The sequence below is a fragment of the Rhodococcus qingshengii JCM 15477 genome, from assembly GCF_023221595.1.
GTDB classification, from domain to species: domain Bacteria; phylum Actinomycetota; class Actinomycetes; order Mycobacteriales; family Mycobacteriaceae; genus Rhodococcus_F; species Rhodococcus_F qingshengii.
The window spans coordinates 1,751,148-1,777,327 of the sequence record NZ_CP096563.1 but is presented as its reverse complement, the minus strand read 5'-3'; the positions used below and the strand labels follow the sequence as shown (position 1 = coordinate 1,777,327).

At 63.0% G+C, this 26,180-nt stretch carries 29 protein-coding genes; 4 read left to right on the top strand and 25 right to left on the bottom strand.

The window, feature by feature from the left end; all coding sequences use genetic code 11:
* From M0639_RS08255 to hemL, 3 genes are all read right to left on the bottom strand, one after another.
* Complete coding sequence (locus M0639_RS08255) at positions 1 to 606, bottom strand: TlpA disulfide reductase family protein (RefSeq protein WP_007735280.1); 606 nt, start codon at positions 604 to 606, stop codon at positions 1 to 3.
* Positions 603 to 1,262: a histidine phosphatase family protein gene (locus tag M0639_RS08250; protein ID WP_003941868.1), complete on the bottom strand. Its 660-nt coding sequence runs from the start codon at positions 1,260 to 1,262 to the stop codon at positions 603 to 605. Before M0639_RS08250 ends, M0639_RS08255 begins: the two co-directional genes overlap by 4 nt.
* A 66-nt stretch (positions 1,263 to 1,328) precedes the next feature.
* The gene (gene hemL / locus M0639_RS08245; protein ID WP_064074192.1) at positions 1,329 to 2,654 is read right to left on the bottom strand and encodes a glutamate-1-semialdehyde 2,1-aminomutase; all 1,326 of its coding nucleotides are present in this window, start codon (positions 2,652 to 2,654) and stop codon (positions 1,329 to 1,331) included.
* A gap of 110 nt (positions 2,655 to 2,764) precedes the next feature.
* Between hemL and M0639_RS08240 the strand changes: the two genes are divergently transcribed.
* Both M0639_RS08240 and M0639_RS08235 read left to right on the top strand, forming a co-directional pair.
* Positions 2,765 to 3,112, top strand: a complete 348-nt coding sequence (locus tag M0639_RS08240; protein ID WP_007735283.1) for a hypothetical protein — start codon at positions 2,765 to 2,767, stop codon at positions 3,110 to 3,112.
* Positions 3,113 to 3,171: 59 nt separating this feature from the next.
* A complete protein-coding gene (locus M0639_RS08235; protein WP_024487810.1) occupies positions 3,172 to 5,103 on the top strand; it encodes an acyl-CoA dehydrogenase family protein in 1,932 nt (643 codons plus the stop codon).
* Between the two features lie 40 nt (positions 5,104 to 5,143).
* Here M0639_RS08235 and M0639_RS08230 read toward each other — a convergent pair whose 3' ends face one another.
* Entirely contained in the window at positions 5,144 to 6,160 is a 1,017-nt protein-coding gene (locus tag M0639_RS08230; RefSeq protein ID WP_007735285.1) for an ABC transporter permease, read from the bottom strand.
* Positions 6,161 to 6,291: 131 nt separating this feature from the next.
* Between M0639_RS08230 and M0639_RS08225 the strand changes: the two genes are divergently transcribed.
* A complete protein-coding gene (locus M0639_RS08225) occupies positions 6,292 to 6,852 on the top strand; it encodes a TetR/AcrR family transcriptional regulator (protein ID WP_003941925.1) in 561 nt (186 codons plus the stop codon).
* Here M0639_RS08225 and M0639_RS08220 read toward each other — a convergent pair.
* From M0639_RS08220 to M0639_RS08180, 9 genes are all read right to left on the bottom strand, one after another.
* Complete coding sequence (locus M0639_RS08220; RefSeq protein ID WP_064074193.1) at positions 6,843 to 7,718, bottom strand: TIGR03619 family F420-dependent LLM class oxidoreductase; 876 nt, start codon at positions 7,716 to 7,718, stop codon at positions 6,843 to 6,845. The genes M0639_RS08225 and M0639_RS08220 overlap by 10 nt on opposite strands.
* A complete protein-coding gene (locus tag M0639_RS08215; RefSeq protein WP_064074194.1) occupies positions 7,715 to 9,373 on the bottom strand; it encodes an ABC transporter substrate-binding protein in 1,659 nt (552 codons plus the stop codon). Before M0639_RS08215 ends, M0639_RS08220 begins: the two co-directional genes overlap by 4 nt.
* A gap of 24 nt (positions 9,374 to 9,397) precedes the next feature.
* Complete coding sequence (locus M0639_RS08210; RefSeq protein ID WP_003941882.1) at positions 9,398 to 10,459, bottom strand: DUF1214 domain-containing protein; 1,062 nt, start codon at positions 10,457 to 10,459, stop codon at positions 9,398 to 9,400.
* Positions 10,460 to 10,547: 88 nt separating this feature from the next.
* Entirely contained in the window at positions 10,548 to 11,693 is a 1,146-nt protein-coding gene (locus M0639_RS08205; protein WP_047268892.1) for a sulfotransferase family protein, read from the bottom strand.
* Positions 11,694 to 11,715: 22 nt separating this feature from the next.
* Positions 11,716 to 12,507, bottom strand: a complete 792-nt coding sequence (locus tag M0639_RS08200; protein ID WP_064074195.1) for an SDR family oxidoreductase — start codon at positions 12,505 to 12,507, stop codon at positions 11,716 to 11,718.
* Positions 12,501 to 12,812 carry a nuclear transport factor 2 family protein gene (locus M0639_RS08195; RefSeq protein WP_231915031.1) on the bottom strand — a complete coding sequence of 104 codons (312 nt, stop codon included), beginning with the start codon at positions 12,810 to 12,812 and terminating at the stop codon, positions 12,501 to 12,503. The genes M0639_RS08200 and M0639_RS08195 overlap by 7 nt, the downstream gene beginning before the upstream one ends.
* Positions 12,813 to 12,883: 71 nt before the next feature.
* Positions 12,884 to 14,785: a sulfate adenylyltransferase subunit CysN gene (cysN, locus tag M0639_RS08190; protein WP_064074196.1), complete on the bottom strand. Its 1,902-nt coding sequence runs from the start codon at positions 14,783 to 14,785 to the stop codon at positions 12,884 to 12,886.
* The gene (cysD, locus tag M0639_RS08185; RefSeq protein WP_019744365.1) at positions 14,785 to 15,690 is read right to left on the bottom strand and encodes a sulfate adenylyltransferase subunit CysD; all 906 of its coding nucleotides are present in this window, start codon (positions 15,688 to 15,690) and stop codon (positions 14,785 to 14,787) included. The genes cysN and cysD overlap by 1 nt, the downstream gene beginning before the upstream one ends.
* Positions 15,687 to 16,433, bottom strand: a complete 747-nt coding sequence (locus M0639_RS08180; protein ID WP_064074197.1) for a 3'(2'),5'-bisphosphate nucleotidase CysQ — start codon at positions 16,431 to 16,433, stop codon at positions 15,687 to 15,689. The genes cysD and M0639_RS08180 overlap by 4 nt, the downstream gene beginning before the upstream one ends.
* Positions 16,434 to 16,687: 254 nt before the next feature.
* On the opposite strand from M0639_RS08180, the gene M0639_RS08175 reads away from it, so the two are divergent.
* Entirely contained in the window at positions 16,688 to 17,299 is a 612-nt protein-coding gene (locus M0639_RS08175; RefSeq protein ID WP_003942004.1) for a TetR/AcrR family transcriptional regulator, read from the top strand.
* A 12-nt stretch (positions 17,300 to 17,311) separates the two neighbouring features.
* Here M0639_RS08175 and M0639_RS08170 read toward each other — a convergent pair whose 3' ends face one another.
* The 12 genes from M0639_RS08170 to M0639_RS08115 all read right to left on the bottom strand — a co-directional run bounded on the left by M0639_RS08170 (position 17,312) and on the right by M0639_RS08115 (position 26,066).
* Complete coding sequence (locus tag M0639_RS08170; RefSeq protein ID WP_003942012.1) at positions 17,312 to 17,593, bottom strand: metal-sensitive transcriptional regulator; 282 nt, start codon at positions 17,591 to 17,593, stop codon at positions 17,312 to 17,314.
* Between the two features lie 31 nt (positions 17,594 to 17,624).
* Entirely contained in the window at positions 17,625 to 17,897 is a 273-nt protein-coding gene (locus tag M0639_RS08165) for a hypothetical protein (protein WP_007735305.1), read from the bottom strand.
* Complete coding sequence (locus M0639_RS08160) at positions 17,890 to 18,405, bottom strand: hypothetical protein (RefSeq protein WP_003941872.1); 516 nt, start codon at positions 18,403 to 18,405, stop codon at positions 17,890 to 17,892. The genes M0639_RS08165 and M0639_RS08160 overlap by 8 nt, the downstream gene beginning before the upstream one ends.
* Complete coding sequence (locus M0639_RS08155) at positions 18,398 to 18,835, bottom strand: hypothetical protein (RefSeq protein ID WP_003942066.1); 438 nt, start codon at positions 18,833 to 18,835, stop codon at positions 18,398 to 18,400. The genes M0639_RS08160 and M0639_RS08155 overlap by 8 nt, the downstream gene beginning before the upstream one ends.
* A gap of 15 nt (positions 18,836 to 18,850) precedes the next feature.
* The gene (locus M0639_RS08150) at positions 18,851 to 19,006 is read right to left on the bottom strand and encodes a hypothetical protein (protein ID WP_003941930.1); all 156 of its coding nucleotides are present in this window, start codon (positions 19,004 to 19,006) and stop codon (positions 18,851 to 18,853) included.
* A gap of 57 nt (positions 19,007 to 19,063) precedes the next feature.
* On the bottom strand, positions 19,064 to 19,726 hold the full coding sequence (locus M0639_RS08145; RefSeq protein ID WP_003942024.1) for a hypothetical protein: 663 nt from the start codon (positions 19,724 to 19,726) through the stop codon (positions 19,064 to 19,066).
* 49 nt (positions 19,727 to 19,775) lie between these two features.
* Positions 19,776 to 20,750, bottom strand: a complete 975-nt coding sequence (hemB, locus tag M0639_RS08140) for a porphobilinogen synthase (RefSeq protein WP_064074198.1) — start codon at positions 20,748 to 20,750, stop codon at positions 19,776 to 19,778.
* Positions 20,751 to 20,825: 75 nt separating this feature from the next.
* Positions 20,826 to 22,388: a bifunctional uroporphyrinogen-III C-methyltransferase/uroporphyrinogen-III synthase gene (locus M0639_RS08135; protein ID WP_003941969.1), complete on the bottom strand. Its 1,563-nt coding sequence runs from the start codon at positions 22,386 to 22,388 to the stop codon at positions 20,826 to 20,828.
* A 60-nt stretch (positions 22,389 to 22,448) separates the two neighbouring features.
* On the bottom strand, positions 22,449 to 23,423 hold the full coding sequence (gene hemC, locus M0639_RS08130; RefSeq protein ID WP_019744374.1) for a hydroxymethylbilane synthase: 975 nt from the start codon (positions 23,421 to 23,423) through the stop codon (positions 22,449 to 22,451).
* Positions 23,420 to 24,781 carry a glutamyl-tRNA reductase gene (locus tag M0639_RS08125; RefSeq protein ID WP_003941867.1) on the bottom strand — a complete coding sequence of 454 codons (1,362 nt, stop codon included), beginning with the start codon at positions 24,779 to 24,781 and terminating at the stop codon, positions 23,420 to 23,422. Before M0639_RS08125 ends, hemC begins: the two co-directional genes overlap by 4 nt.
* Positions 24,778 to 25,665, bottom strand: a complete 888-nt coding sequence (locus M0639_RS08120; protein WP_007735314.1) for a redox-sensing transcriptional repressor Rex — start codon at positions 25,663 to 25,665, stop codon at positions 24,778 to 24,780. Before M0639_RS08120 ends, M0639_RS08125 begins: the two co-directional genes overlap by 4 nt.
* Positions 25,666 to 25,805: 140 nt before the next feature.
* Entirely contained in the window at positions 25,806 to 26,066 is a 261-nt protein-coding gene (locus tag M0639_RS08115; RefSeq protein ID WP_003941953.1) for a glutaredoxin family protein, read from the bottom strand.
* Positions 26,067 to 26,180: the final 114 nt, after the last annotated feature.

The following is a 26,180-nucleotide window of genomic DNA, read 5'->3' as shown; positions in this document are numbered from 1 at the left end:
TTACTGCGCGTCTTCCTGAGCTACTCGCTGGACGACGGGCAGCAAATCCTCGGCGAGAAGTTCTTGGAGGAACACCGCGGCGACGCGATGCTGGCGGTCCAGGACGATCGTCGTCGGAATGACCGACGTGGGGTAGCCGTCACCGAGGGCGATCAGCGAACGCATCGACGGGTCGTAGATCGACGGGTACGAGACCTTGTTGTCGACCACGAAGTCCTGCGCTTTGTTCTTGGTGTCGTCGCGGACGTTGATGCCGAGGAACTGCACGCCCGAATCCTTGGTCTGCTCGTAGACCTGTTCCAGGTCGTCGGCTTCGGCGCGGCACGGTCCGCACCACTGACCCCAGACGTTGAGGACGACGACCTTGCCCTCGAAGTCCTCGACACCGACCTTCTGACCTTCGTTCATCAGATCGGGCCCGGAGAGCTTGCCGATGGTGCCTCGGTCGGACGGCGGATCGTAGAAGATCTTGGTTTGTCCGCCCGGTGAGACGAAGTCGAAAGTTCCGCCCTGTGCGACGGCGTCGTCGCCGGTCGCGCAGGACGAGAGAAGAAGCATCGCCGACGCAGCGGCTGCGAATGCTGCGGCGATGCGGCGCGAAATCATGCTCCTGTCACTCTCGGGTCGGAGGCGCCGGCAGGTTCGGAGTAGACGATGTCGACCAGGGTGTCGCCTTCGTAGACCAGTGACGTCAACGACGCCAGTCCACACTGACGGTGACGGGGATCGTGCCACAGACGCTCACCCTGCAGGAATCGACGCAGAGTCCAGACCGGAAGCTGATGGCTGACGACGACGGCTTCGTGTCCGACTGCCGCGACGCGTGCGGCATTGACGGCTGCGAGCATGCGATGCGCGATCTGCAGGTAGGGCTCGCCCCAGGACGGGGTGAACGGGTCACGCAGTTTCCACCAGTGACGCGGACGCGAGAGCGCACCGTCCCCGACGGCAACCTTGAGACCCTCGAACTCGTTGCCTGCCTCGATCAGGTTTTCGTCCGTGACGATGTCGAGCTTGTGTGCCTCGGCGATCGGAGTCGCGGTCTCTTGCGCCCGCTGCAGCGGCGACGCGACCACGTGGGTGATGTCGTGATCGGCGAGCACCGACGCGACCGCACGAGCCTGAGCTTCGCCCGCCACCGACAACCGGAAGCCCGGGAGCCGTCCGTAGAGGATCCCGCGCGGGTTGTGTACTTCGCCGTGGCGCAGGACGTGGACGATGGTGCGGGTGGACGTGTGGTCGGGGTGATCGGCGTCGGTCACAGTCGAGGGTCCTCGCTGAAGATGATGGATGTCGGAAGCGTGCGGGTGTTCTGGAATGGGAACTGGTCAGGGCTTGACGGCAGCAGCTGCGGCCTTGGCTGCGTGAGGCATGGCGTCGGCGATGATCGAGAAGGCTCGATCGTCGAGTGCTGCGGAGACGAACCACGCTTCGAACGCGCTCGGCGGCGGGTACACGCCGCGGGAGAGCAGTGCGTGGAAGAAGGCGGGGAATCGCCAGGTCTGCGCGGCTTTGGCTTCGTCGTAGTTGGTCACCGTGTTCTCGGTGAAGAACACGCTCACCAAGGTGCCTGCGTACTGCACTCGGTGTTCGACGCCTTCGGCGGTGAGTGCTTGGGTCATGAGGTCGCCGAGGGCGGTCGCGTTCCGGCCGAGCTTGGCGTACACCTCGGCGTCGGCGGCGCGCAGGCTCGCGAGTCCGGCGGCGACGGCTACGGGGTTACCCGAGAGGGTGCCTGCCTGGTAGACGGGACCGTCCGGTGCGAGGTGGCCCATGATGTCGGCGCGGCCGCCGAATGCTGCGGCGGGCAGGCCGCCGCTCATGACCTTGCCGAAGGTGTAGAGGTCGCCTGCGACGTTGTCGATGCCGTACCAACCCGAGGCACTGACGCGGAATCCGGTCATCACCTCGTCCATGATCAGGAGTGCGCCGTGCTCACGGGTGAGACGACGCAGACCCTCGTTGAAACCGGGAAGCGGTGCGACGGCGCCCATGTTTCCGGCGGCAGCTTCGGTGATGACACACGCGATGGCCCCGGGATTGGCCTCGAACGCCGCGGCCACCGCGTCGAGATCGTTGTAGCGCACGACGATGGTGTCTTCTGCTTGAGCGCCGGTCACGCCGGGAGAGGTCGGCAGCCCGAACGTCGCGAGGCCGGATCCGGCGTCGGCGAGAAGGGCGTCGACGTGGCCGTGGTAGCAACCGGAGAACTTGACGATCTTGGTCCGCCCGGTGAATCCGCGGGCGAGGCGGACTGCGCTCATCGTGGCTTCGGTTCCGGAGTTGACCAGGCGAACCTTTTCCACGGGCGCGACGCGGGCGACGATTTCCTCGGCGAGGGCAACTTCGCCTTCGGTCGGCGCACCGAAGGAGAGACCTCCGAGGGCTGCTTCGCGAACGGCTTCGACGACTGCCGGGTGAGCGTGCCCGAGAATCATCGGACCCCAGGACGACACCAGGTCGACGTAGTTGTTTCCGTCGACATCGGTGAGGGTGTAGCCGGATGCTTCGCGAATGAATCGCGGTGTTCCGCCGACCGAACCGAACGCGCGGACGGGCGAGTTGACGCCACCCGGAATCACGTTGCCGGCACGTTCGAAGAGCCGAGCGGAGTTCGTTGCATGCACGTCGGGATCACCGGAAGACACAGTCACGGCTTCCAGTGTCCCAGTTCTGTCGAATCTGACAACGACAGGGTGTAGGACTTCGGTGCTCGAGGCGAGTTTTCCGGTCGAACCGGGCCCCGCGTGAGACGATTCCGGGCATGAAGCGACTGTTGACGACGCTGATGGTCTCGGCTGCGATTCTTCTCACATCGTGTGGTTCGGACGCTTCGAACGACGACAAGGCGACAGTTTCGTCGCCGCCGAGTGCCACCGACTCGGCTCGAACCACCGCGGCGACGAGCACCGACCCCGCGTTTCTCGGCGGGTGTTCGGCGGTGTCCGTCTACGTTCAGCAGCGTGTTCAGAGCGGCGACACGTCGACCCAGACGGCGGGCGCCGACTTCCTGAAGATCGTCGAGAACGACCCTTCGTACCAGGCTATGTCCGAGAGCGAGAAGGAACTCTTCCGCCAAGGAATCGAAGCGGGTGCCGCGGGCTCCTGCTGAATGTGAGGTTGGGATCGAACCGGGTTGCCCGCGGTGCGCTACGCGCTATCGTCGGTTCCATGGCCACCACAGCGGACCACCTCAGGACAACACTCGACGGACGCTGGCGGGAGGTGCGTGAGCGCGTTCGCGGCGAATTGAACGACGAACGTTTTGCTCCGCACTACACACCCAACACCGCCATTGCGCGCTCCAAGGCTCTCGAACAGATGCGGGTCCTCGCCGATCTCGGGTACGCCGCAAACGGTTTCGCGGTCTCTCACGGCGGAACGGGCGACGCGGGTGGCGCCGTCACCAGCATCGAGATGCTCGCGATGTCCGACCTCTCACTGATGGTCAAGGCCGGCGTCCAGTGGGGTCTGTTCGGCGGCGCCATCGAAAACCTCGGCACCGAGCGTCACCACCAGGCGTACGTCAAGCCGCTGATCGATCTGGACCTGCTCGGTTGCTTTGCGATGACCGAGACCGGTCACGGCAGCGACGTCCAGGAACTCGAAACCACGGCGACCTACGACGTCGAAACGGGCGAGTTCGTCGTCAACTCCCCCACTCCGTCCTCTCGCAAGGACTACATCGGCGGCGCTGCCCAGCACGCCACCGTCGCAGCGGTGTTCGCACAGCTGATCACCGGAGGCGAAAGTCAGGGCGTCCACTGCTTTGTCGTGCCGATTCGTGACGACGCCGGCAACGACCTCCCCGGCGTCACGACGTCCGACTGCGGGCTCAAGGGTGGACTGCCCGGAGTCGACAACGGCCGCATCGTCTTCGACCAGGTCCGCATCCCGCGTGAGAATCTACTCAACCGTTACGCCGACGTCGCCGAGGACGGCACGTACAGCTCGGCGATCGAGAACCCGAACCGTCGTTTCTTCACGATGGTCGGCACACTGGTTCGTGGACGTGTCACCGTCGGTGGTTCCGCGGCAGCGGCCGCCCGCGTCGGATTGGCCATCGCCGGTCGATACGCCCTGCAGCGCAGGCAGTTCAGTGCTCCGAAGAGTGACGACGAAGTCCTGATCATGGACTACCTCGTCCACCAGAAGCGCCTGCTGCCGTTGATCGCCCGCTCGTACGCTCTGCAGTTCGCACAGAACGAACTCGTCGCCGCGATGCACGACATCCAGAGCAGCGACGACCCGGATCCGCAGGAGCAGCGCGAACTCGAAGGTCGCGCCGCCGGACTCAAGGCCGCCAACACCTGGCATGCCACTCGGGCCATCCAGGAGGCACGCGAAGCCTGCGGCGGCGCAGGCTATCTCGCCGAGAACCGCCTCACCGCACTCAAGGCGGACACCGACGTCTTCACCACGTTCGAGGGTGACAACCACGTTCTGACGCAGTTGGTCGCAAAAGAACTCCTCACCTCCTACGCCGACGAAGTCCGCGGCATGAGCCCTGTCGACTGGATGCGCTTCGCCGCTACGACGGTCTCCGACGTGGTCAAGAAACGCACGGCAGCGCAGCAGATCCTGCAGACGATCGTCGACACTCGCCAGGACAACGAAGAGGACGGCAGCCTCTTCAATCGCGGCACCCAGATGAAGATGTTCGAAGACCGCGAAGAGTACCTACTCGCCACTGCGGCAAGGCGATTGCAGGCAGCGCAGAAGCGCGAGGAGAACCCGTTCGACGCGTTCAACTTCGTGCAGGACCACGTACTCAAAGCCGCTCAGGCGCACATCGAGCGCGTCATCTTGGAAGCATTCGTCGCCGGCATCGACTCGTGTGAGGACGAGACCGCGAAGGAACTCTTCGGCGAGGTGTGCGATCTCTACGCACTGTCCGTGATCGAAGAGGACAAGGCCTGGTTCATGGAGCACCGGCATCTGTCGGTGGAGCGTTCGAAGGCCGTGACGCGCGGAATCAACGAGCGTTGCCGCACCCTGCGCCCCCACGTCGAGACACTGATCGACGGGTTCGGCATTCCGGACATCCTGCTAGGGTCCGCGATGCTCGACGGACCGGGCACCGACGCGGTACGGCTGAAGTAAAGGGTTCGGGTGGGGTCGGCAATCGCCGGCCCCACCACACTCAGTGCGCTGCTGCCTTTTTCGACTGGCGAGAGGCGAGCAGTCCGGTCAGGCCGAGTGCCGCGACCAGCCAGATCCCCAGAACGAGCAGGTGCGGTCCGGCGCCGTTGCCACTGAAGTAGATGACGGAGCGGATGGGCTCCATGGCTGCCGATCCGAGCCAGAACGAATGGATGTGCTGCCAAAATCCCGGCAGGAACGACACCGGAATGGCACCACCCGAACTCGGGAAGTTGATGAAAACGAGCACCGTCAGCACCGCGAAGATCGCGGCTTGGCCGAGCAGTCGATTGAGCAGAATGCTCACCGCACCGACGGTGAACGTGTAAACCATCGAGATTCCCAGCAGTTGCAGGATCTGGCCGAATGACGCCCCGAAGGCGTGCATGAAGATGCTGGTGATGCCGAAGGCTATGAGCGGGGTGAGTATCGCCGCACCGGCCAGGATCGAATACTGCTCTCGCAACCGCATTCTCGGCGCAACCTGACTGAGCACCGTGATGGTCAGGTAGCCACCGAGGGTGCAGACGATCAGGAAGTAGAAGAGTCCGACAGTCGAGGAGTCGCGCGCCGTGACAGGCGCCGAGTCGATCACCGTGACCTGCTGCCCCGTCTGCTCCGCAACCGAATGCGCCAAGCTGCTCACCACGGAAACCGTCGAGGCGCCCGCGCCGGTGGCGATATGTGCGGTCACGGCGTCACCGATCTCGATGGCGCCGATCGCATCGCGGTTGTCGATCCGAGAGAGTGCGTCGGCGGCGTTGGCTGTGGCAACGATGTCGAACTTGTCACCCGACGAAGCCTGGATTCCGTCGATCAGCGGGGCCGTGACGGACGGCGACCCGACCACCACGATCGGTGCCTGATTCGGCGTCGGCGAATGGAAGGCGCTGACGTAGCACAGGCAGAACATGATGACGAAGAACAACGGAAATGCGAGTCCACTGCCCACCATCTTCCAATTGGTCGGCGGATCGACAACTTCTTCGCTGGGTACTCGGACGTCGGTATCTGTCATATTCCACGCTCTCTTCACTAACCGCATCTAGCTGTCAACACCGTTGACAGACTCAACAGTCAACACCGTTGACACGTTATAGTCAACGCCGTTGACAACGCGGTCGGCGAGCGAGCACAGAGGTCGATGTCGTGACACCCACGAGGCACACGCCAGAGCAGGAGCAACCCTCGACATCCGAGGCGATTCGCGCGGCGGCGTTCCAACTGTTCGGCGAGCACGGGTTCGGCGGCACGTCAGTTCGCGCCATCGCCAAAGTTGCCGGAATCGATCCGGCCCTGGTCATCCGGCATTTCGGGTCCAAAGAAGCACTGTTCCTGGAAACCACGCCGGTTGCGGACTACTTCGAAGGCCAGTTCGACGGCCCACTCGACACCCTCGGTGAGCGAATCGCCGCCTTCGTCCTGGGCAAGGCCGACGCCCGGATGCTGTCGGTGTACACAGCGCTCATGCGAGCATCGGACAGTCCACGCATCCGGGAGCGACTCCGAGACATGACCGGAGTATTCGCCACCAATCTCGCCGCTCGTCTAGACGGCGAAGACGCGTACACCCGCGCACTCCTGGTCTCCGCCCAGGTGTCCGGGCTGTTGAGCGTCCTCAGCGACGAAAGTATCCCCCAGTCCGCAGATCGCGACGAGTTGGCAAAACTCTACGGCCGGGCGATGCAGACGCTGATCGATCAGTACTGAGCGATGACCTCCTCGGCAAACCGCCGAACGGAGTCGAGTCGTCCCTGACGATCACCGGCGTCAACTCCGTAGTGATACCAGGGCAAAACTCTGATTTCCGTGACTCCGAGAGTCTCGAGTTCGCGATATCCGTCCAGATCACGAACATCCGTCGGCGAGACGTTGACGCCGAAAGGAACATCGGCACGACCGTACTCGACCCGCAATTCCGTGAGACGATCGATGGCGCAGGCTAATTCGGCTTTGGTCGTGTTCACCGACATCCAACCGTCAGCCAGCCTGGCTGCACGACGCAACCCCGGTTCGCTGTGCCCACCGATGTAGATCGGAACCGGAATCTCCGGAGCAGGACTGATCATCAGAGCGTCGAAATCGTAGTGCTTGCCGTGGTATTCGACCCATTCCGGCCCACGTCCCGCACACACCGCCTTGATGATCTCGATGGCTTCGTCGGTACGCGCGCCGCGGGTGCGCATCTCGGTACCGGTGAAGGTGAATTCCTCGGGAATCCAGGACAAACCGACGCCGAGAGCGACGCGGTTTCGCGACATCACGGCCATGGTCGCGACCTGCTTGGCTACCAACAGCGGATCGCGCAGTGGAAGTTTGAACACGTTGGTGTAGAACTGAATTCGCGATGTGACGGCCGCCATCGCCGCCATGGCAATGAACGGATCAGGCATCGGCGTCTCGGGCGCCCACATCCGCTTCCCGTCAGCAGTGTACGGGTACGGCGCCGACACCTGCTCCGGATAGAACACGGAATCCGGCATCGCGATTCCGTCGAACCCCACCTCTTCGGCGACCTGCGCCAACTCGCACAGTTCCAGGGCGTCGATCATCGCACCGGCCAAGGACCACTTCATCGTTCCACCGTTTCGCCGTTGGGCGAGATCCAAGCGCCGCCCAAGAACATGATGTCGGTGATGTTGCGTACGACGCCGTGAACATTGCCGTCCCATGCGGTCAACACCGACGCCGGCCCCCAGATCACGTAAGGCACAGTCGCGTTGGCGTACTCCTGCACCTTGCTGATCGCCTCACGGACAGCATCGTCCGTCGATGCCGTCTGCACAGCTGTGATCATCGCGTCCATCTCCGGGTCCGCGAAGCCGGACGGGTTGTTCTTCGAATCACTGGCCATACTGTTGTACAAATTGAGGTACGGCGCTTCTTCTCCGACCGGAGCGCCACCTCTGGTCATGTCGAAATCGTGGTCCTTGTATACCCGTCGAACCAGATCGGTCACATCGGTCGCGTAGTCGATGGTGACGTCGAAACCGATCGCGTTCAGCGACGCCTGAACCGTCAGTGCCGTCGCCTGTTGGCTCGGCTCCGAGGTGGTGAGGTAGCGGAGTTTCCCGTCGTACCCGTCGGACTTCGCTTGATCGAGCAGCGCCTTTGCCTTCACCTGATCGAACGGAATGCCTGCTGTGTTGTTGTACCAACGTGACGTCTGCGGGACCAGTTCGGAACTGGCGGTGCCCAATCCGTTGTTCGCCCGGGTATTGACCGCCGCCGGATCCACCCCGTAGGCGATCGCCTGACGGACGCGAACATCGGCCCCGGGCTTGCCCTCACGGTTGTTGATCGTGCCAATCCCGTTCTGTCCGGTCGGACTGAGGTAACCCGAGTATCCGTCGTCGAGAGCTTGTTCGATCACGGCCTCGTCGCGGAGGATGTACGTCATGTCGATCTGGCCGCTCTTCAACGATTCGTACTGAGACTGCGCACCCGACGTGGGAACAAACCGCACTGTGTCCAGTGGAGGTTTACCGCCCTGATAATCCGTGCGTGCGGCGAGTACCAGTTCTTCGTGCGGGGCGAACTTGGCCAAGGTGAACGGACCCGCCCCGATCGGTGTGAACGCTCTCTCCCCGGTTCCTGAAACCGACCCTGCCTCTCCCCCTGAACTTCGCGCAACGATCATTCCGGGCCCGAGCGACAACAGCGCCGGGAATTGACGCCAGGGCCGCTCGAGCACGAATTCGACTGTGGTGGCGTCGGGCGTCTCGATCCGATCCACGATGTTGAGCCAGGTCTGCGATACATCACCCTTGCCTGCCACGAATCGATCGATACTCCACTTCACCGCTTCCGCGTCGAGCGGACTTCCGTCGCTGAAGGTGAGGCCGTCAGCCAAAGTGACGGTGTACGAGGTGAAGTCGCTGTTGTTCGACAGTGTCTTCGCGAGTTGTGGCACGAAGCTCCCGTTTGTGGAGTCGCTGCGTACCAGCGTGTCGTAAATCGCGGCCATTTCGGTTCCGCCGGTCGAACCGGCGGCTTGCGTTCTCGTGGGGTCCAACGAGGAAGGGAACGAATAGGACCCGAAGGTGAGAACACCGCCGTCGATCCGCTCCCCCACATCTGGGGCGCCCACAAAACCAGCTGCGCCACTACTGCTCGGTGAAGCCGATCCCGAGTTGTCCCCACTGCTCGACGCGCAGCCGGCCAACATCAATGCACCGGCAAGCCCGAGCGCGACAAAGCGAGGGCCGAACCTAATCTTCCTGGTGTACATACGTTCCCAATCTCCGTCAGCGTGTCAGATCTTGACTACCTTCGACGTCGGGATCGGGTGCGAGTCCGCCTTGATCCAGCGCAGCGCCCATGTCCCCTCGGCATGCGAATCGGTGTCGATCCAGTTGCCATAACCCGGATCCTTCGCCGCCACGACGATTGTCATGGTGCCGTCGTCGTTGAGCTTCGCGGTGTGATTGTTGATGTAGATGTTCGTGCGGTTGTAGTCGAGGGACTCGACCCAGAAGTTCTGCAGCACGAAGTTGAAGTACTCGCAGTTCGGAACCTCGGTCTCGATGACCCACGCCTCGTCTTCGGCGAGCTTCCAGTAACCGTGGAAGTAGAAGATCGTCGGATCGCCGCCGGCGTCCTGGAAGTAGTCCTGTCCCCAGTCGAAGATCTCGTTGGTGTGCGGCTGGAATTTGCGCGACCATTCCAGGAAGGTCTCCGCCATCCCCTTCACGATCCCGACGGACTTGGTGAGGCGCTCGCCGATCTCTTCCGGAGTCAACGGGACGAACTCCCCGTCCGGGTTCAGGCATTCGATGGTCAGATCACCGATGACCTCGTTGCGCCGATCCTGGTGAGTTTGCCGAACGGAGATGAGGTTGCTGTCGGGCGCCAAAGGCAGCCAAGCGCCCTCATCGGGCTTGTCGACGCTCGCGATGAACTCGAAACGGCCGTTCTCGTCGACCTCGAGGTCGTGGATATGCAGATCGCCGGTCTGCAGCATGGTGCCGTCGATGTGGTACCGATTTACGCGCGAGCCGAAGGTGATCAGCGGGACGGTGCCTCGGGTGCCGATGATCCGGTAGTTGTACTTACCGGAGATGTTGGCGCGCATGTAGACGTTGTCCGGGTTGTCGGCACCGATCTTCGTCATCATGTTCGGGTTCGGAGCCGACGAGAACTGCGGCCACCGCGGATCGGTGTACTCGACACAGTTGATCGTGCCGTACCGAAGCAACCGACTCAGGTAGCGGACGCCCTCGGCTTGAGTCAGCGGATCCTGAGGGACGATCTCGTCTTCCAGGACCTTTCCGACCTCGAGCAGATCTGCGCAGAACTTTTCCCAAACAGCATTCATGTGAATCTCCTTGTTTCGGTTAGGGCTTCGCCCTGTGCGCCTTTTTGGTAGTCGGCACTACCAAAAAGGCGCACAGGGCCGGAGGGCTTCAGGGTGTGGTGGCGAACTTCGCTTCGACGTCGGCAGCGCTCACGCCGAAATCCTCGAGCGAATAGCGATGCGACGGACGACGGTGCTCGGCAAGGCTGGCCTGATGCGACGCCTCCACCGCGGCGCGGGCGTCGTCTGTGAAGGGCAGGGCGAACTGTGCATAGATCTTCTCGACGGTGCCGACCGCATCGGCGATGAAGTCCTTGTAGTCGACGTCGATGAACTGATCGGGGTTGTAACGGCTACGGGCATTGTTGAAGTTCGCATTCCCTCGCGCCCACAACTCCAGTTGCGTGCGCCCGATGGCCGGACGATCGAAGGCCCTCGACATGTCGTGTCCGCCCTGCTCTACGAGGCTGAAGGTGGACGCCATCGATGTCAACGGGTCCCGGAAGGTCCGAACGAACAGTGCATCCGGATAGACCGACATGATCTCGTCGATCGCGAAGACATGGCTCGGGCTTTTGAGCACCCACCGTCTGTCCTGGTCGTGCAGCCCGATCAACTGCAGGTTCTTCTTGTGCCGCGCATATGTTTCGGTCCAGTCCTGCTCCGCCAGCCACCGGGTGTAACTCGGCACGTACGCCACCGTCTCGAACGCGGTCGAGAGCATCGTCTGCTGCAGCAGCCGCCAGCATTCCTCGACCTCCTCCGCCCCCATGAAATGAACCTTCATCAGGTCTGCCTCGTTACGCTGGCGAGCACGGTAGAAGGCGTCGGAGCGAACGTAATCTTCGTTCTCCGACCACGTGTCGCGCTCGGGGCGCGGCTGCGGCGTCTCGGCGAGCCACATCTCGGCGCCCTGATGCGCTGGGTCGGCACCGAGCAAGCGGTGCAGCGCGGTGCTGCCGGTGCGGGTCAACCCGACCACGAAGATCGGGCGTTCGATCGGAACATCTACGTGCTCTGGATATTTCGCGAATCCGGCCTCACTGGTCAGGCGACCCGCGAGCGCTCCGACGATCATCTTGCGAGCGATCACCTTGCCGTGAGGAGTGAGGTCGGCCTCGTTCTGGAACGACTCGAGGAGAACTCGAAGTCCTTCGAGATAGCTTTCGCTGCCGAAGTTTTCGTACCCGGCCGCCTCGCGCGCAGCCTGGTGCAGGTCATCGATGGAACCGATGCCGTCGTAATCCTGTGTCATGGCTAGTCCTTGTATGAGTTGATCAGTGGTGCGTGTGACCGCAGTTGACGTCGAGACATTGCCCTGTGATGGCCCTCGCTGAATCGGACAGGAGGAAGACGACAGCGTTTGCGATGTCATCTGGCTCCGGCAATCGGCGCAGATCGGCGCCCGCTGCGATCTCGTCGTAGATCACCTTGGGGTCGACTCCTGCCGCCGCCGCCTTCTTCTCGAACATGTTCTTGACCGAGTCCGCCCAGATATAGCCGGGAGCAACCGAATTGACTCGAACGCCCTTGGGACCGAGATCGATCGACAAACTGCGTGCCATTGCCAGGAGCCCGGATTTCATGATGCGGTAGGCCCCGAACCCGGGAAGCTGGTTGCGCAACACCATGGACGTGACCATCACGACGGACCCGTGCGACTCGATCAATGCCGGAGCAAATTCTCTGGTGACGTTCAACGCCGCGAGCAAGTTGATGTCGATGCCCGACTGGATGGACACCACGTCGGCGTCCAGGAGCGGGACCTGCGCGGGTTGAACAAATGCGTTGTTCACCAAGCAATGCACCGCACCGAACTCAGCGACAGTTGTCTCCGCCAACGAAGCGATCGAATCGACGTCGGTGAGGTTTGTCGGTACGGCCAACGCGATTCCGCCGCGGTCTCGAATCTCCCTTGCCACCGATTCCAAGCGCTCGGGTGTGCGGGCAGCCAGAACAACCTTCGCTCCGGCCGCCGCACTCTGCAGCGCAATCGAACGACCCAGCGCCGGGCCCACTCCCGAGACGACGACAACCTTGCCTGCCAGCAGGCCCTGATGGGTCAGCACAGCGCCTGCGGATCGAGAACAACACTCAGGGAGATGATCTTGCCGTTCTCGTCGAACTCGAACACATCGGTGGCAGCGAAGTCAGGGATACCGGCGCGCTGCACCCGAAGCTGCATGGCTGCGTACTTTCCCGTCACCGAAATCGGACCGAGCAGGCTGACTGTGAAATCGACCTGCGCGTTCGCGGTATCGAATTCGCGAATCTCGTCGATTCCGCGGTAGGTCTGGACCCCAGCGGTTCGTGTTGAACTGCGTCGAGCGCAAACAGCGCAACCAGTCCGTCGACGTCGTGACGTCCGAGACACTTGACGTAATCTTCTACGGCAGAAACTATTTCAGCCCTGTCAGGCATGGATGCTCCTCGTGTTCAGGCGGATCAAGAAATGGTTCCGCGGGCGCGGAGATGGTCGACGATCGCGATCGCAGCGTCCTCGGTCGTCGTGACACTGGTGTCGACGTGAATGTCAGGGTTCTGCGGCGGTTCGTACGGCGAATCGATTCCGGTGAAGTTCACCAACTCGCCCCGTCGAGCCTTCTTGTACAGACCCTTGGGATCTCGCTCCTCTGCGACGGCAAGAGCGGTGTCGACGAAGATTTCGACGAACTGTTCGTCGCCGATCAATTCACGGGCGGCATGACGCTCGGCCTCGAACGGTGAAATGAAGGACGCGAGCACGATCAGACCGGCGTCCGCCATCAGTCGGGTGACCTCGGTGACGCGACGGATGTTCTCGACGCGGTCGGCTTCGGTGAATCCGAGGTCTCGATTCAGCCCGTGACGGACGTTGTCTCCGTCGAGGAGGTAGGTGTGCGCGCCGAGTGCGTGCAGTTGACGCTCGACATCGTTCGCGATGGTCGACTTTCCCGAACCGGAGAGACCGGTGAACCACAGAACTGCGGGTTGGTGTCCCTTGAGCCTGGTGTGCGCGGCCTCGTCGACGTCGACGGATTGCCAGTGAATGTTGTCCGATCGACGCAGCGAGTGCGTGATCATGCCCGCACCGACAGTGCCGTTGGTAAGGCGGTCGATGAGGATGAAGCTACCGGTGTCACGGTTGCCGACGTACGGGTCGAACGGGACCGGTCGATCGAAACTGAGGTTGCACACACCGATTTCGTTGAGCGCGAGAGTAGTCGTTGCGGTCTTCTCGAGAGTGTTGACGTTGATCTTGTGTTTCGGTTTGGTGATGCGCGCATTGACTGTGACGGTACCGATCTGGCACAGGAACGGCCGTTCGGGCAGCATGGGAGCCTCACCCATCCAGACGATGCAGGCCTCGAACTGATCGGCTACGGCCGGCGGATTGTCGCCGATGGACAGCACATCACCGCGACTGATGTCGATCTCGTCGGCGAGCGTGATGGTGACCGAGCGGCCCGCACCGGCAACGTCGAGGTCGCCACCCATGGTCACGATGCGCTCGACTGTGGACGTCTTTCCACTGGGGAGCACGCGGATGGGATCTCCGGGAGATACGGTGCCTGAAACGATCTGGCCGGAGAATCCGCGGAAGTCGAGGTCCGGCCGGTTGACCCACTGCACCGGCATCCGGAACGGAGCCGCGGCGGCAGCATCGTCGATGTCCACGCTTTCGAGATGCTCGATCAGGCTTGGTCCGGAGTACCACGGGGTATTCGCACTGCGCTCGGTGAGATTGTCACCCATGTATGCCGACATCGGGATGGCGACGAACCCGTCCAGACCGATCTCGTGAGCGAACTCTGCGTAATCCGCGGTAATGGCATCGAAGACCTCTTGCGAGTAGTCGACGAGGTCGAGTTTGTTCACGGCAAGCACCACGTGCTTGATCCCCAGCAACGACACCAGATACGAGTGCCGGCGGGTCTGAGTCAGTATCCCCTTGCGGGAATCGACAAGGATCACAGCAAGATCGGCGGTCGACGCGCCCGTCACCATGTTTCGGGTGTACTGCTCGTGCCCCGGAGTATCGGCGACGACGAACTTGCGTCGCTCGGTCGTGAAGTAGCGGTAGGCGACGTCGATCGTGATGCCCTGCTCACGTTCGGCGGCGAGGCCGTCGACCAGGAGCGCGAAATCGAGCCCCTCCCCCTGGGTTCCGCTCTTGCGCGAATCGGCTTCGAGCGCCGTCAACTGGTCGTCGAAGACGAGTTTCGATTCGTAGAGCAGACGGCCGATCAAGGTGCTCTTGCCGTCGTCGACGCTGCCGCAGGTGATGAATCGCAGCATGCTCTTGTTCGCATGACGTTCGAGGTACGCCTCGATGTCGTCAGCGATCAGATCCGAGGAAACAGTCATCAGAAGTACCCCTCTTGCTTCTTCTTCTCCATCGACGCGCTGGAGTCGTGGTCGATGACCCGTCCCTGGCGTTCGGAAGTGGTGGTGAGCAACATTTCCGAGATGATCTCGGTCAGGCTCGTTGCGGTCGATTCGACGGCTCCGGTCAGCGGGTAGCAGCCGAGGGTGCGGAAACGAACGCTCTTGAGTTCCGGAGTCTCTCCCGGCAGCAACGGCATCCGGTCGTCGTCGACCATGATCAGCGCACCGTCCCGCTCGACGACGGGCCGCTTGTCGGCAAAATACAGCGGAACGATCGGAATCTCTTCCTGGCGTATGTATTCCCACACATCCAGCTCGGTCCAGTTCGAGAGAGGGAAGACGCGCAGGCTCTCGCCCGGCGCTTTGCGGACGTTGTACATCCGCCACAGTTCCGGTCGCTGCTGCTTGGGATCCCAACGGTGCGCAGCTGATCGGATCGAGAAGATGCGTTCCTTGGCGCGGGATTTTTCTTCGTCACGTCGGGCGCCGCCGAATGCAGCGTCGAACTTGTAGTGATCGAGGGCTTGTTTGAGGCCTTCGGTCTTCCACATATCGGTATGGACAGCGCTGCCGTGAGTGAACGGGTTGATCCCCTGCTTCACGCAGTCCGGGTTGGTGTGGACGATCAGATCGAGATCGCCTGCAGCAGCGGTACTGTCACGAAGTTTGTACATTTCACGGAACTTCCACGTGGTATCGACGTGCAGAAGCGGAAACGGCAGCTTCGACGGATAGAAGGCCTTGCGCGCCAGATGCAGCATCACGGCGGAGTCCTTGCCCACCGAGTACAACATCACCGGGTTCTCGCTCTGGGCAACAGCTTCACGCATGATGTGAATGCTCTCGGCTTCGAGTCGTTCGAGGTGCGTCAGTGTCGCGGTCATCGGCCCAGTTCCTCCAGTGCTTTCGGGGCGAGTTCGGGTCGGCAGATCAGCAGATCCGGCAACCACGGGTTTTCCTGGTTGTAGCGCAGTTCGCTGCCATCGATACGCGAAACATGCAGTCCCGCAGCACGTGCGACAGCAACGGGCGCCGCCGAATCCCACTCGTACTGTCCGCCCGCATGTGCATAGATGTCTGCCTCACCCGAGACGACCGCCATTGCTTTGGCTCCGGCGGATCCCATTTCGATCAACTCCGCGCCCATCGAGTCGGCCATGCGCATGACCGGTTCCGGACGACGCGTCCGCGATACGACGACTCGAACCGGCGTCGCGGCATCCCGTTCGGTTCGATCATCGCTGCTCGAATAGGTGACGCCAAGGGCAGGCATTGCGACCGCACCGGTTGTGAGGACACCGTTTTCGGTCAGTGCAACATGAACGGCCCAGTCCGGTCGTCCGGCCTCGCCGTACTCACGGGTGCCGTCGAGAGGGTCGACGATCCACACCCGATCCGCAGCCAGCCTCGCGAGGTCGTCAGCCCCTTCCTCCGACAGCACTGCATCCGCAGGAAAGCGTCGGGCAAGTTCGGCGACGATGAATTCGTGACTGAGCCGATCGGCCGCGTTCTTGAAAGTCGCGACATCACCGTCGTTTTCGCCGAGGGATTTCCGATGGTCGAGCAGAAGTTCTCCAGCCGCAGCGGCGATGTCGATCGCCGCGCGTTCATCGTTAGTGCGTGTCATAGGTACTCCACAACTGTGTAGATCTCCCGATCGATACGGGAAGAAAGGTCAGGCCGACCGCAGAGTGTCCAGCACTTTGCACTGGCCTCGATGTGGTCTGCGCCATACCGTAACACCAGAATGAACGATGTTCATTCTATTTCGAACAATGTTCATTCTATGATCTGAGTCACATCGAATTCTGGACGGCGCTCGACAACGAACAGTGTTCGATGTGAATTGAGGATGCCGACCACCGCGACTACGGTGATCAAATGAGCAGTACCAGCAGCAAGTCGATCTACGGCGACGCCGAAGTGCGTCGACGCCGAACTCTCGACGCGGCGATCTCGCTTCTGGACGAAGGAGGCTACTCCGCGCTCACGATCCGCGCTGTCGCCAAACGAGCCGGCACCAGCACTGGCCTGATCTACCAGTACTTCGTCGACAAGCAGGACATCTTCGCCGCCCTCCTCAGCGAAAGTCAGCTGGAAATGGCGGACTTCGTGAACTCGCTCCCCCGCGAGCAGGGACTGAGCGCCTTACTCGAGTCCATGATTTCCGAGTTTGCTCGGCACTGGGCACGGGTGGGTCGACTCACCACGACTTGGCGCGACATCGAAGGCATGGCCGGGTCCGACCGAGAAAGCATGCGGGAACTTCACGCATCCGTAGCGGTCTACAACTCGGCATTGATTCGAGCGCTCACCGAATCTGCTGCAGCCGAAGGGAGCCGGTTGATCGACGACCCCGCGTTGATCCATCTCGTGCTCTCCGGACTCAAAGGCCTGTCGGACACCATCGTCATCAACATCGCCAAAGAAGTCACACCCGAGTACTTCGTGAGCTTCTCCGCCCGGGCGCTCGCGCGGTCCATCACGGAGTGACGGACCGACACCTTACGAACGAACGAGGCGAGCGATGGCCGCCTGAGCTTCCTTGATCTTGACGTCCGCTTCCGGACCACCCTGCTTGGCAGCTTCGACGACGCAACCCGCAAGGTGGGCGTCGAGAAGCTTCAGGGACACGGACTGCAACGCGCTCGTCGCGGCGGATACCTGGGTGAGCACGTCGATGCAGTACCGGTCGTCTGCGACCATGCGTGAAATTCCGGCTACCTGACCTTCGATACGACGAAGGCGCTTGAGCAGATCGTCCTGCTCGGGGCTGTAACTACTCATACCGCAACTATACCCCCTACCCGTATGAGGGCTACTGCGATGCGACGAAGCCCACCCGGACGCGGCGCACGACATCGATGGCCATCAGCCCCGCAACCAGAATCGACAACCCGGCGCCCGAGATCCAGAGACCGTCGTAGTGCGTGCTCTCGAACGGTGGAGCGCCCTCCAGTATCGGTCCGAAGTCGGACGTCGTCGTACCCGCTCGCCAGCACACGACCGCCAGAATCGTTGCGGCGACGATACCGAGTACACCGATCCACGTCTTCACGTCGACACGCGGGGATGGCTGTGGCTCAGTCATCGGCAGACCCGTCCGGTTCGACACCAACCACAACGACCTGACTCAACGCCTCGCGCAGTGCCTGATCGTCCTTTGCCCACGCCCGCACCAATCCCCCGGTGGTCAAACGTAAGCCGATACCGTGCCGACGCCTGGGCACTCCGGACAGCTCACCGAGCGCGCGTGCCGTTTCCCACGGTTCCATTTCGTCCTCGTAGGCAGCGTCGTCGGACTCCGGGAACACCTCGGCGATCTCGGTGATCGGCACCTCTTCGGTTCCCTGACGCAACGTGGTCGCGGTCAGAAGTACGCTCGCGTGCCGCCGTGCTGCGATCACCTGCACGTAGACCAATCCGGTGAGGATCACGGCGAACATCGCCAGACCGAACCAATGCACCACCGGGCCCGTGAACAGTTCGATGACCAAGGCGATCAGGCAGAAGATCGGACCGAACGCGATGGCCCACCACCGAGAACCCGGTTCGTAGTACAGAACGTCCGGGCCGATTTCCGGCGCGCGATCAGCCACGGGCAAACCAACTTCGGGTGGTGTCGCGGTAGATCGCGACGCAGGCACAGATCAGCATGACGGGAACAACCAGCGCGAGCACGGTACTGATCCCGGCCACGACCAGCGCGATCTGCAGCACCGCGAACACTCCGGACACGATGACCAGGATCCGTCGGCACAGCGCCCGTCCGGCGCGAGTGGGACCGGCGAGGCCGCCGATCGCGAGGCCGGTCAACAGCAGAACCAGCCCTGACACCCGCACGAAGGTGACGTAGATGTCGATGTTTCCGGCAGAAACGCCTTGATCGGTGAACTGCTCACGCAACGAATACGAAGCGCTGGTGACATTGATCAGGCCGAAGAGTATGAGCAGGAACGCGCTGGCGATCCACAGCCAGAATGCTGCCTCGACAGCCGTCGGGCGCCTGACCTTCGTAGAGATACTCACGGGTTCAAGTGTGCGCTATCCGCTGACGATGCCCGGAATCATGAGCATCAGGAGTGTCACCAGAACAGAGGCTCCGAGGATCGCGAACAAGATCACTTCGGTGCGTGAACCACGTTGGCGCAGTGGCGCGTCGTGGGTGCTTTCCGTACGCAGGGCTTCCTGAGAACTCATCGCGTCCGACCTCTCCCCTACTACTTCAGTGACCCGTTTCACAGTACCCCGAGCTACCTACCGGTTCCCCGCCGGGGGGAAACGAAGAAAGTACGGATTGGACTCTTTTCGGTGCATCATCACGATCGCCCCGACAGCAGCAACTGCCTGCAGGATTTCCGCTCCGCCGAACAGCAGAGTGGCCGCGCCGCCGTCGCCGCCGAGCCCGAAGATCACCGGGATCGCGGAGACCAGCATGAAGACGCCACAGAACGTCAGCAACATTCGAGCCCAGTTCTTGCCGCGACTCATCGCGCGCACGAACAGAAGGAACACCGCGGTGACGATCACGACCAAAACCGCAGAGAACACGATGACCAGTGGGAACATGCCCTCCACGTCGGAACGCGTCAGACCGGCGTCGACAGCTGCCTGATTTCTGAGCATCTCGTCGACGAACATCGACTTCTGCCCGAGCAGCATCCAGATCATCGCGCCGCCCTGGACCAACCCCAGCGCCGTCACAGCCCACCACAACTGAATCGCAGTCACGACGTCCGTCGGCGGCTCGGGTTTCGGCGCAGGTCCCGGGTATCCGTTGTAACCGGGGCCGTATCCCGGGATCTGACCCGTCGGCATCGGTCCGAGTTCGCGGTACGGCTGATTCTCGAACGGCTGGTTCTCGTAGGGAGGTTCCCGGCGGGGCGGTTCCTGGCGCGACGGCGGCCACTGCTCGGTCATGACACCAGCGTATCGGTCGATACCGGCGCAGCCACCATGCGTGACTCCGTCACAGCCATCCGGCAACTTCCGACGCCCAGTACGTGAGGACCACGTCGGCACCGGCGCGGCGAATGCCGATGAGCGATTCGAGAATCGCCGCGTCCCGATCGATCCACCCGTTCTGCGCGGCCGCGGTGATCATCGAGTACTCCCCCGAGATCTGGTACGCAGCGACCGGAACCGGGGACCGGTCGGCGGTCTCACGCAGAATGTCCAGGTATGACATTGCAGGCTTGACCATCACCATGTCGGCGCCCTCGGCGACGTCGAGGTCTACCTCGCGCATCGACTCGCGGCGATTGGCGCCGTCCTGCTGATACGTACGACGGTCGCCTTGCAGTGAGGATCCGACGGCTTCACGGAACGGCCCGTAGAACGCTGACGCATATTTCGCGGCATAGGCGAGCTGGCCGACATCGACATACCCCGAAGCATCGAGTGCACCACGGATCGCAGCCACCTGACCGTCCATCATGCCGCTGGGTCCGAGCAGGTGCGCACCCGATTCAGCTTGCGCGAGAGCCATTTCGACGTATCGGATCAAGGTCGCGTCGTTGTCGACAGCGCCGCCGGCAGTCAACACGCCGCAGTGGCCGTGATCGGTGAACTCGTCGAGGCAGGTATCTGCCATGATGACCGTCGAATCGCCGAGTTCGTCTGCCAGAGCGCGCAATCCGACATTGAGGATTCCGTCGGGATCGGAGGCACCGGACCCCTGGGGATCCTTGTCCTCCGCCTTCGGAACACCGAAGAGCATCAGGCCACCGACGCCGGCTTCCACCGCTTCCACTGCTGCGGACCGCAGCGAATCGAGGGTGTGCTGGAAAACGCCTGGCATGGAACTGATCTCACGCGGTGCGTCGATGCCGTCGGCGACGAACATCGGCAAAACGAGGTGCCGGGGTTCGAGCGAGGTCTCTGCCACGAGTCGCCGGAGCGCAGGAGTGCGCCGGAGCCGGCGAGGGCGATGAGTGGGAAACACGAGAAGTAGCCCTCCTTCGTCGGAACCTGTGAGCGGTTGAGGAGTCCACAGACTCCTCAACCCCTCACGGATGCGCTAGCGCCTTCGAGACTTCTTGCGCGGGGGCGGCAAAGCACCTTCGGCGCGCAGACGAGCAGCATGCTCGGCGAGAGCCTCCACCAGCGGTCCCACCTGCGAGGTCTCGGGCTGCACGTCGACGCGCAGACCGAACTCGATAGCGGTTTCGGCCGTCTTCGGGCCGATGCACGCGACCAACGTGCGGGCGTGCGGCTTGCCGGCGATGCCGACGAGGTTGCGCACGGTCGAGGACGAGGTGAAGCAGACGGCGTCGAATCCACCGGTCTTGATCATCTCGCGGGTCTCGGCCGGCGGCGGCGCTGCCCGGACGGTGCGGTAGGCGGTGACGTCGTCGATCTCCCAACCGCGTTCGCGCAGGCCCTCTGCGAGGGTTTCGGTCGCAATGTCCGCCCGCGGCAACAGAACCCGGTTGACCGGATCGAAAACGTCGTCGTACGGGGCGAATTCGGCCAACAGGCCTTCGCTGGACTGCTCACCGGTCGGGATCAGCTCGGGGTTGATGCCGAACGAGCGCACCTTGGCTGCGGTTGCTTCACCGATGCAGGCGATCTTCACACCGGAGAAGGCGCGAGCGTCGAGGCCGAACTCTTCGAACTTCTCCCACACTGCGCGAACAGCATTGGTGGAAGTGAAGACGACCCACTGGTAGCGACCGTCGACGAGTCCCTTGACCGAACGCTCCATCTGAGCCGGGCTGCGAGGCGGCTCGACGGCGATGGTCGGAACCTCGATCGGGATCGCTCCGTGAGTGACCAGACGGTCGCTCATCTCGCCGGCCTGATCCTTGGTGCGCGGCACGAGGACGGTCCAGCCGTACAGAGCGCGCGATTCCCACCACGACATCTTGTTGCGCTGCGCGACAACCTTGCCGACGGTGACGATGAGCGAGCCCACCAGTTCGGATCCGGCTTCGTTGAGCGTCGCGAGAGTTGCCTCGACGGTTCGCTGCTGACGAGTGGTACCGCGGACGGTGATCGCAGCAGGCGTCTGCGGGGCCAAGCCGTTCTCGACCAGCGCGCTGGCGGTCTCGGCGAGATGTCCGGACGTCGCGTGCAGGACAAGCGGTCCCGGTGCAGCGGCCAGAGCAGCCCAGTCGACTTCACCGCGAACGTCGGCCTCGGTGTGACCCGAGCCGAGCGCCATGCCGGCGTAGCTCGGCACAGCCGAACCGGAAGGCAGACCCGGGAGAACCTCGAACTGAACCTGCGTGCGGGCGACTGCGGTGACCTCTGCGATCACGGAATCCGTGGTCAGCGGGTCGCCGGAGACCAAACGCACGACGTCGTGACCGTTCTTGGCCTCGTGCACCAATGTCTTTGCAACCTCGGCAGGCTCGCCGAGTGCCGGACGCACGTCCGCGATCAGCTCGCCGGTCTCCTCGTCGCGGCCCATGTCGATCCCGACGAGTGCGACGACGCCCTTGTCGACATCCGGATCGGTGAATGCCATTGCGGCGCCGGTGAGGACGTCACGTGCGCGAACGGTGAGCAGGGCGGGGTCGCCCGGTCCCGATCCCACGAACAGGATCCGTCCGGGAGTGTTCTTTCGGACTCGGGTCATCGGTGATTCTCCAGTGCGCTGTATCGAAATGGGAACTTGGTGCAAGTGCAAAGTGGGGCGTCAAACATCGGCTGCCTCGCCTGTAGTCACGTTCATCAACTCGCGGGCGCCGAGTTCGAGTAACTCGCGCGCTACCGCTCGGCCGAGTTCCTCGGCCTTGTCCGGCGCACCCACGGCGCCGGTACGGATGACGTCCGAACCGTCGATGGCGGCTGCGCAGCCGCGTACCGACAGTTCGTCGAAGATTCTGCCGTCGTCGTCGAGGGATTCGACGATCTCCGCGATCGCTCCCACCGGAGCGGTGCAGCCGGCTTCCAACTCGGCGAGCAGGGCGCGCTCGGCCGTAACTGCCGCCCGGGTACCCGCGTCGTCGTGCTCGGCGAGGATCGCCGCCAATTCCGCATTGGCAGAAAGGCATTCGACGGCCAGAGCACCCTGCGCCGGAGCGGGGAGCATCTGCACGGGCTCGATGTTCTCGGTGATGAGATCGAGCAGACCGATACGAGACAGGCCGGCGCGAGCGAGGATCACGGCGTCGAGTTCACCGGATTCGACTTTGCCGAGACGGCGCTGCAGGTTGCCCCGCAACGGCACGATGTCGAGGCCGAGACCGAGTGCCTTCAGCTGCGAAACACGGCGCGGCGCGGAGGTTCCCACCTTGGAACCGGCCGGAAGCTCCCCGAGGACCAGACCGTCACGGGCGACCAGCGCGTCACGCGGATCTTCGCGTGGCGGAATCGCCGCGATGACGAAACGCGGGTCCTGCGCGGTCGGTAAGTCCTTGTAGGAATGCACCGCAACGTCGACGCGGTTGTCCAGCAAGGCTTCTCGAAGCTCTGCCGTGAACACTCCGACGCCGATCTTCTGGACGGGATCGGTGGACTGGTCGCCCTTGGTCTTGATGATGACCAACTCGGCGGGATGTCCGGCCGCAATGAGGGCATCGCGCACGGTACCGGCTTGCGTGGTCGCGAGAAGACTTCCGCGAGTGCCGATCCGCAGCGGGCTCCCCGATCGAGGGGTGGTGACGCTCATGCCTGCAGGTCCCTTCCAGTGCGGTCGCCGTCCACCAGATCGGTGGGTGTGGCCACGGCCGCGGGAGATCCGGGGCTGAGTTCGAAGAGTTCGCGCAGCGCTGCTGCGTAGGAGTCGCCGCCGGGGGCCGACGCCAGTTGCTTGACGCGCACGGTCGGGGCGTGGAGCAGCTTGTCCACGACGCGTCGCACGGTGCGTGCAACCTCGTCGCGCTGCGGATCGTCCAGGCCGGGCAGACGCGAATCGAGTCGCATCAGTTCGGCTTCGACGACGTCGGCGGCGCGCTGACGCAAAGCCGTCACGGTCGGAGTGACCTCGGCGAGGCGCTGTCCGGCAAGGTAGGTCGCAAGCTCGCCGGCGACGATGGTGCGTGCGGCATCTGCGTCGGAGGCGGCTGCGCCCGCCGCTGGATCACGCTGCAGCGTCTCCATGTCGAGAACGGTCACACCCGGCAGGCCGGCGACGGCGGGATCGATGTCGCGCGGCAGCCCGAGGTCGCAGATGACGAGGTGCTTGGTGTTGTCGCGATCGGGCTCGGCGAGTGCGCGGTGCACATCCGCCAGGGTGACCACTGCCCCGACCGCGCCGGTACAGGTGACCATGACATCTGCCTGCGCCATCGCGGCCGAAAGCTGATCGAAGGCAACACCGTCGGCGTCGACGCCGTTGGAGCGTGCCGTCTCTGCCAGGTGCTCGGCGCGTTCCTGTGTCCGGTTGACGACGACGATGCGTGCGATTCCGGCGCGGGTGAGATGCGCAACCGACAGACCGCCCATCGAGCCTGCACCGACAACCACGGCAGTGCGGCCGACCAGGCCGCCCTCACCGATGATGCCCGCTGCACGATCGAGAGCCACGGACACGACTGATGCTCCGGCGGAGTCGATTCCGGTTTCGGAATGCACTCGCTTGCCGACGCGCAGTGCCTGCTGAGCCAGTTCGTGGACGACGCGTCCGGCGGCCTGCTGCGCATCCGAAGATGCGTAGGCCGAACGGATCTGGCCGAGGATCTGCTGTTCGCCGATCACCATGGAATCGAGGCCGCTGGCCACCGCGAAGAGGTGCTCGACGGCTGCTTCGCTGTAGCGGACGTACGCGTGAGCGTGCAGCGCTGTCAGGTCGAGACCTGAATGGTCGGCCAGGATTTCACCGACCTCGGTGAGTGCACCGTGGAACGCGTCCACCACCGCGTAGACCTCCACCCGGTTACAGGTGGAGACGATCATCGCTTCGGAGATGTGCGAAGACGCCAGAAGCTTGTCGATCAGCTTCGGACGATCGGTGTCGGTGACAGCTACTCGCTCGAGCACCGGGACGGGCGCGGTTCGATGCGAGACCCCGACAAGCAGAACACTCACGGCGCGATCACTGATCCGTTTCTTGTCGAACCTGCTCCGACCGGAGCGGGTGAACTGGTGGATGGGACTGACGAAGCGGATGCGGCGTGAGCCACTCGTACTCGCGGCGCGCTGGATGCCTGATCGGCATTGCGCGCACTGTTGAAGGAGAGAACCTGCATCTCGACGGCTAGATCTACACGTCGCAGTTCCACGTGATCGGGAACGTCGAGGGCGATCGGCGAAAAACTCATGATGCAGCGCAGCCCGGCGCTGACGAACTGGTCGCACACGCCCTGAGCTGCCTCGTCCGGTGTGGAGATGACGCCGATGGTCGCATTCAGTTCACGGCAGGCGACGGTCAGTTCCTCGGTGCTGCGCACGACGAGATCCCCGACTCTGCTTCCGATTCGATCTGCGTCACTGTCGAAGAGTCCGACCATCTCGAAACCGCGGCGGCTGAATCCGCCGTAGCCGACCAGCGCCTTGCCGAGGTTTCCGACTCCGACGAGAACGACCTTGTGTCCACGATCGAGTCCGAGTGCACGCTCGATGCGGATGCGGAGCCTGTTGACGTCGTACCCGACGCCACGGACACCGTTGGGTCCGAGGAACGACAGATCCTTACGCAACTTCGCTGATCCGACACCGGACGCCTGCGCGAGTTCCTCGCTCGAGACGATGGAGGTACCCCGGTCGGACATCACTCCGAGGACCCGCAGGTATGCGGCCAAGCGCGTCACCGTAGCCTGGGGGATGACGCGATCCTGAGCGATCGGGTCGGTAACCGAGGCGCTGGAAGCGTCGGTGACGGAAGAGCCCGCAGCGCCGGTGACGCGCTGAGCCACAGGCTCATGCGTCTGGTGCGGTTCGGTCACGTCGCTGGCTCCTCGTCCGGTCGACACGACTGTCGACCTCCACGATGCTCCGGGGGAATGTTCACACCACGGTAACCGCTTGTGAACCCATGCACAAAGTTGCTCGAGACGGGTTCGATGTGCCGTTCACCTGCAAAGCGGCTCCGCGGACAACTTTGAGGGTTGCCTTACTTGCGTAAATCGTCACGAAGGCGCTCCTCGTCGACTTCCCAGTAACCGTGCTCGCGTCCGTCGAGAAGAATGACGGGCAATCTGTCTCCGTACTCCGCTCTCAGCTCTGGATCCGTCGCGGCAGCTTCGTCCACGTCGATGCACGTCAATTCCAGCTCGAACTCGGAACAGACCCGTCGCAGGACCTCCGCCGCGCCGACGCAGGACGCGCATCCTGCGCGTGTCAACAGGGTCACTTCATGCGTAGCTGCAGTCATCGACGCATACCTTTCTTCTACGGGGACGCCATCTACTTGATCGGTCGAGTGTGCCTCCGGAGCCCCACTCGGTGCCAAATCGGCGGAGAGGAACGTCACACACCACAGGGAAGG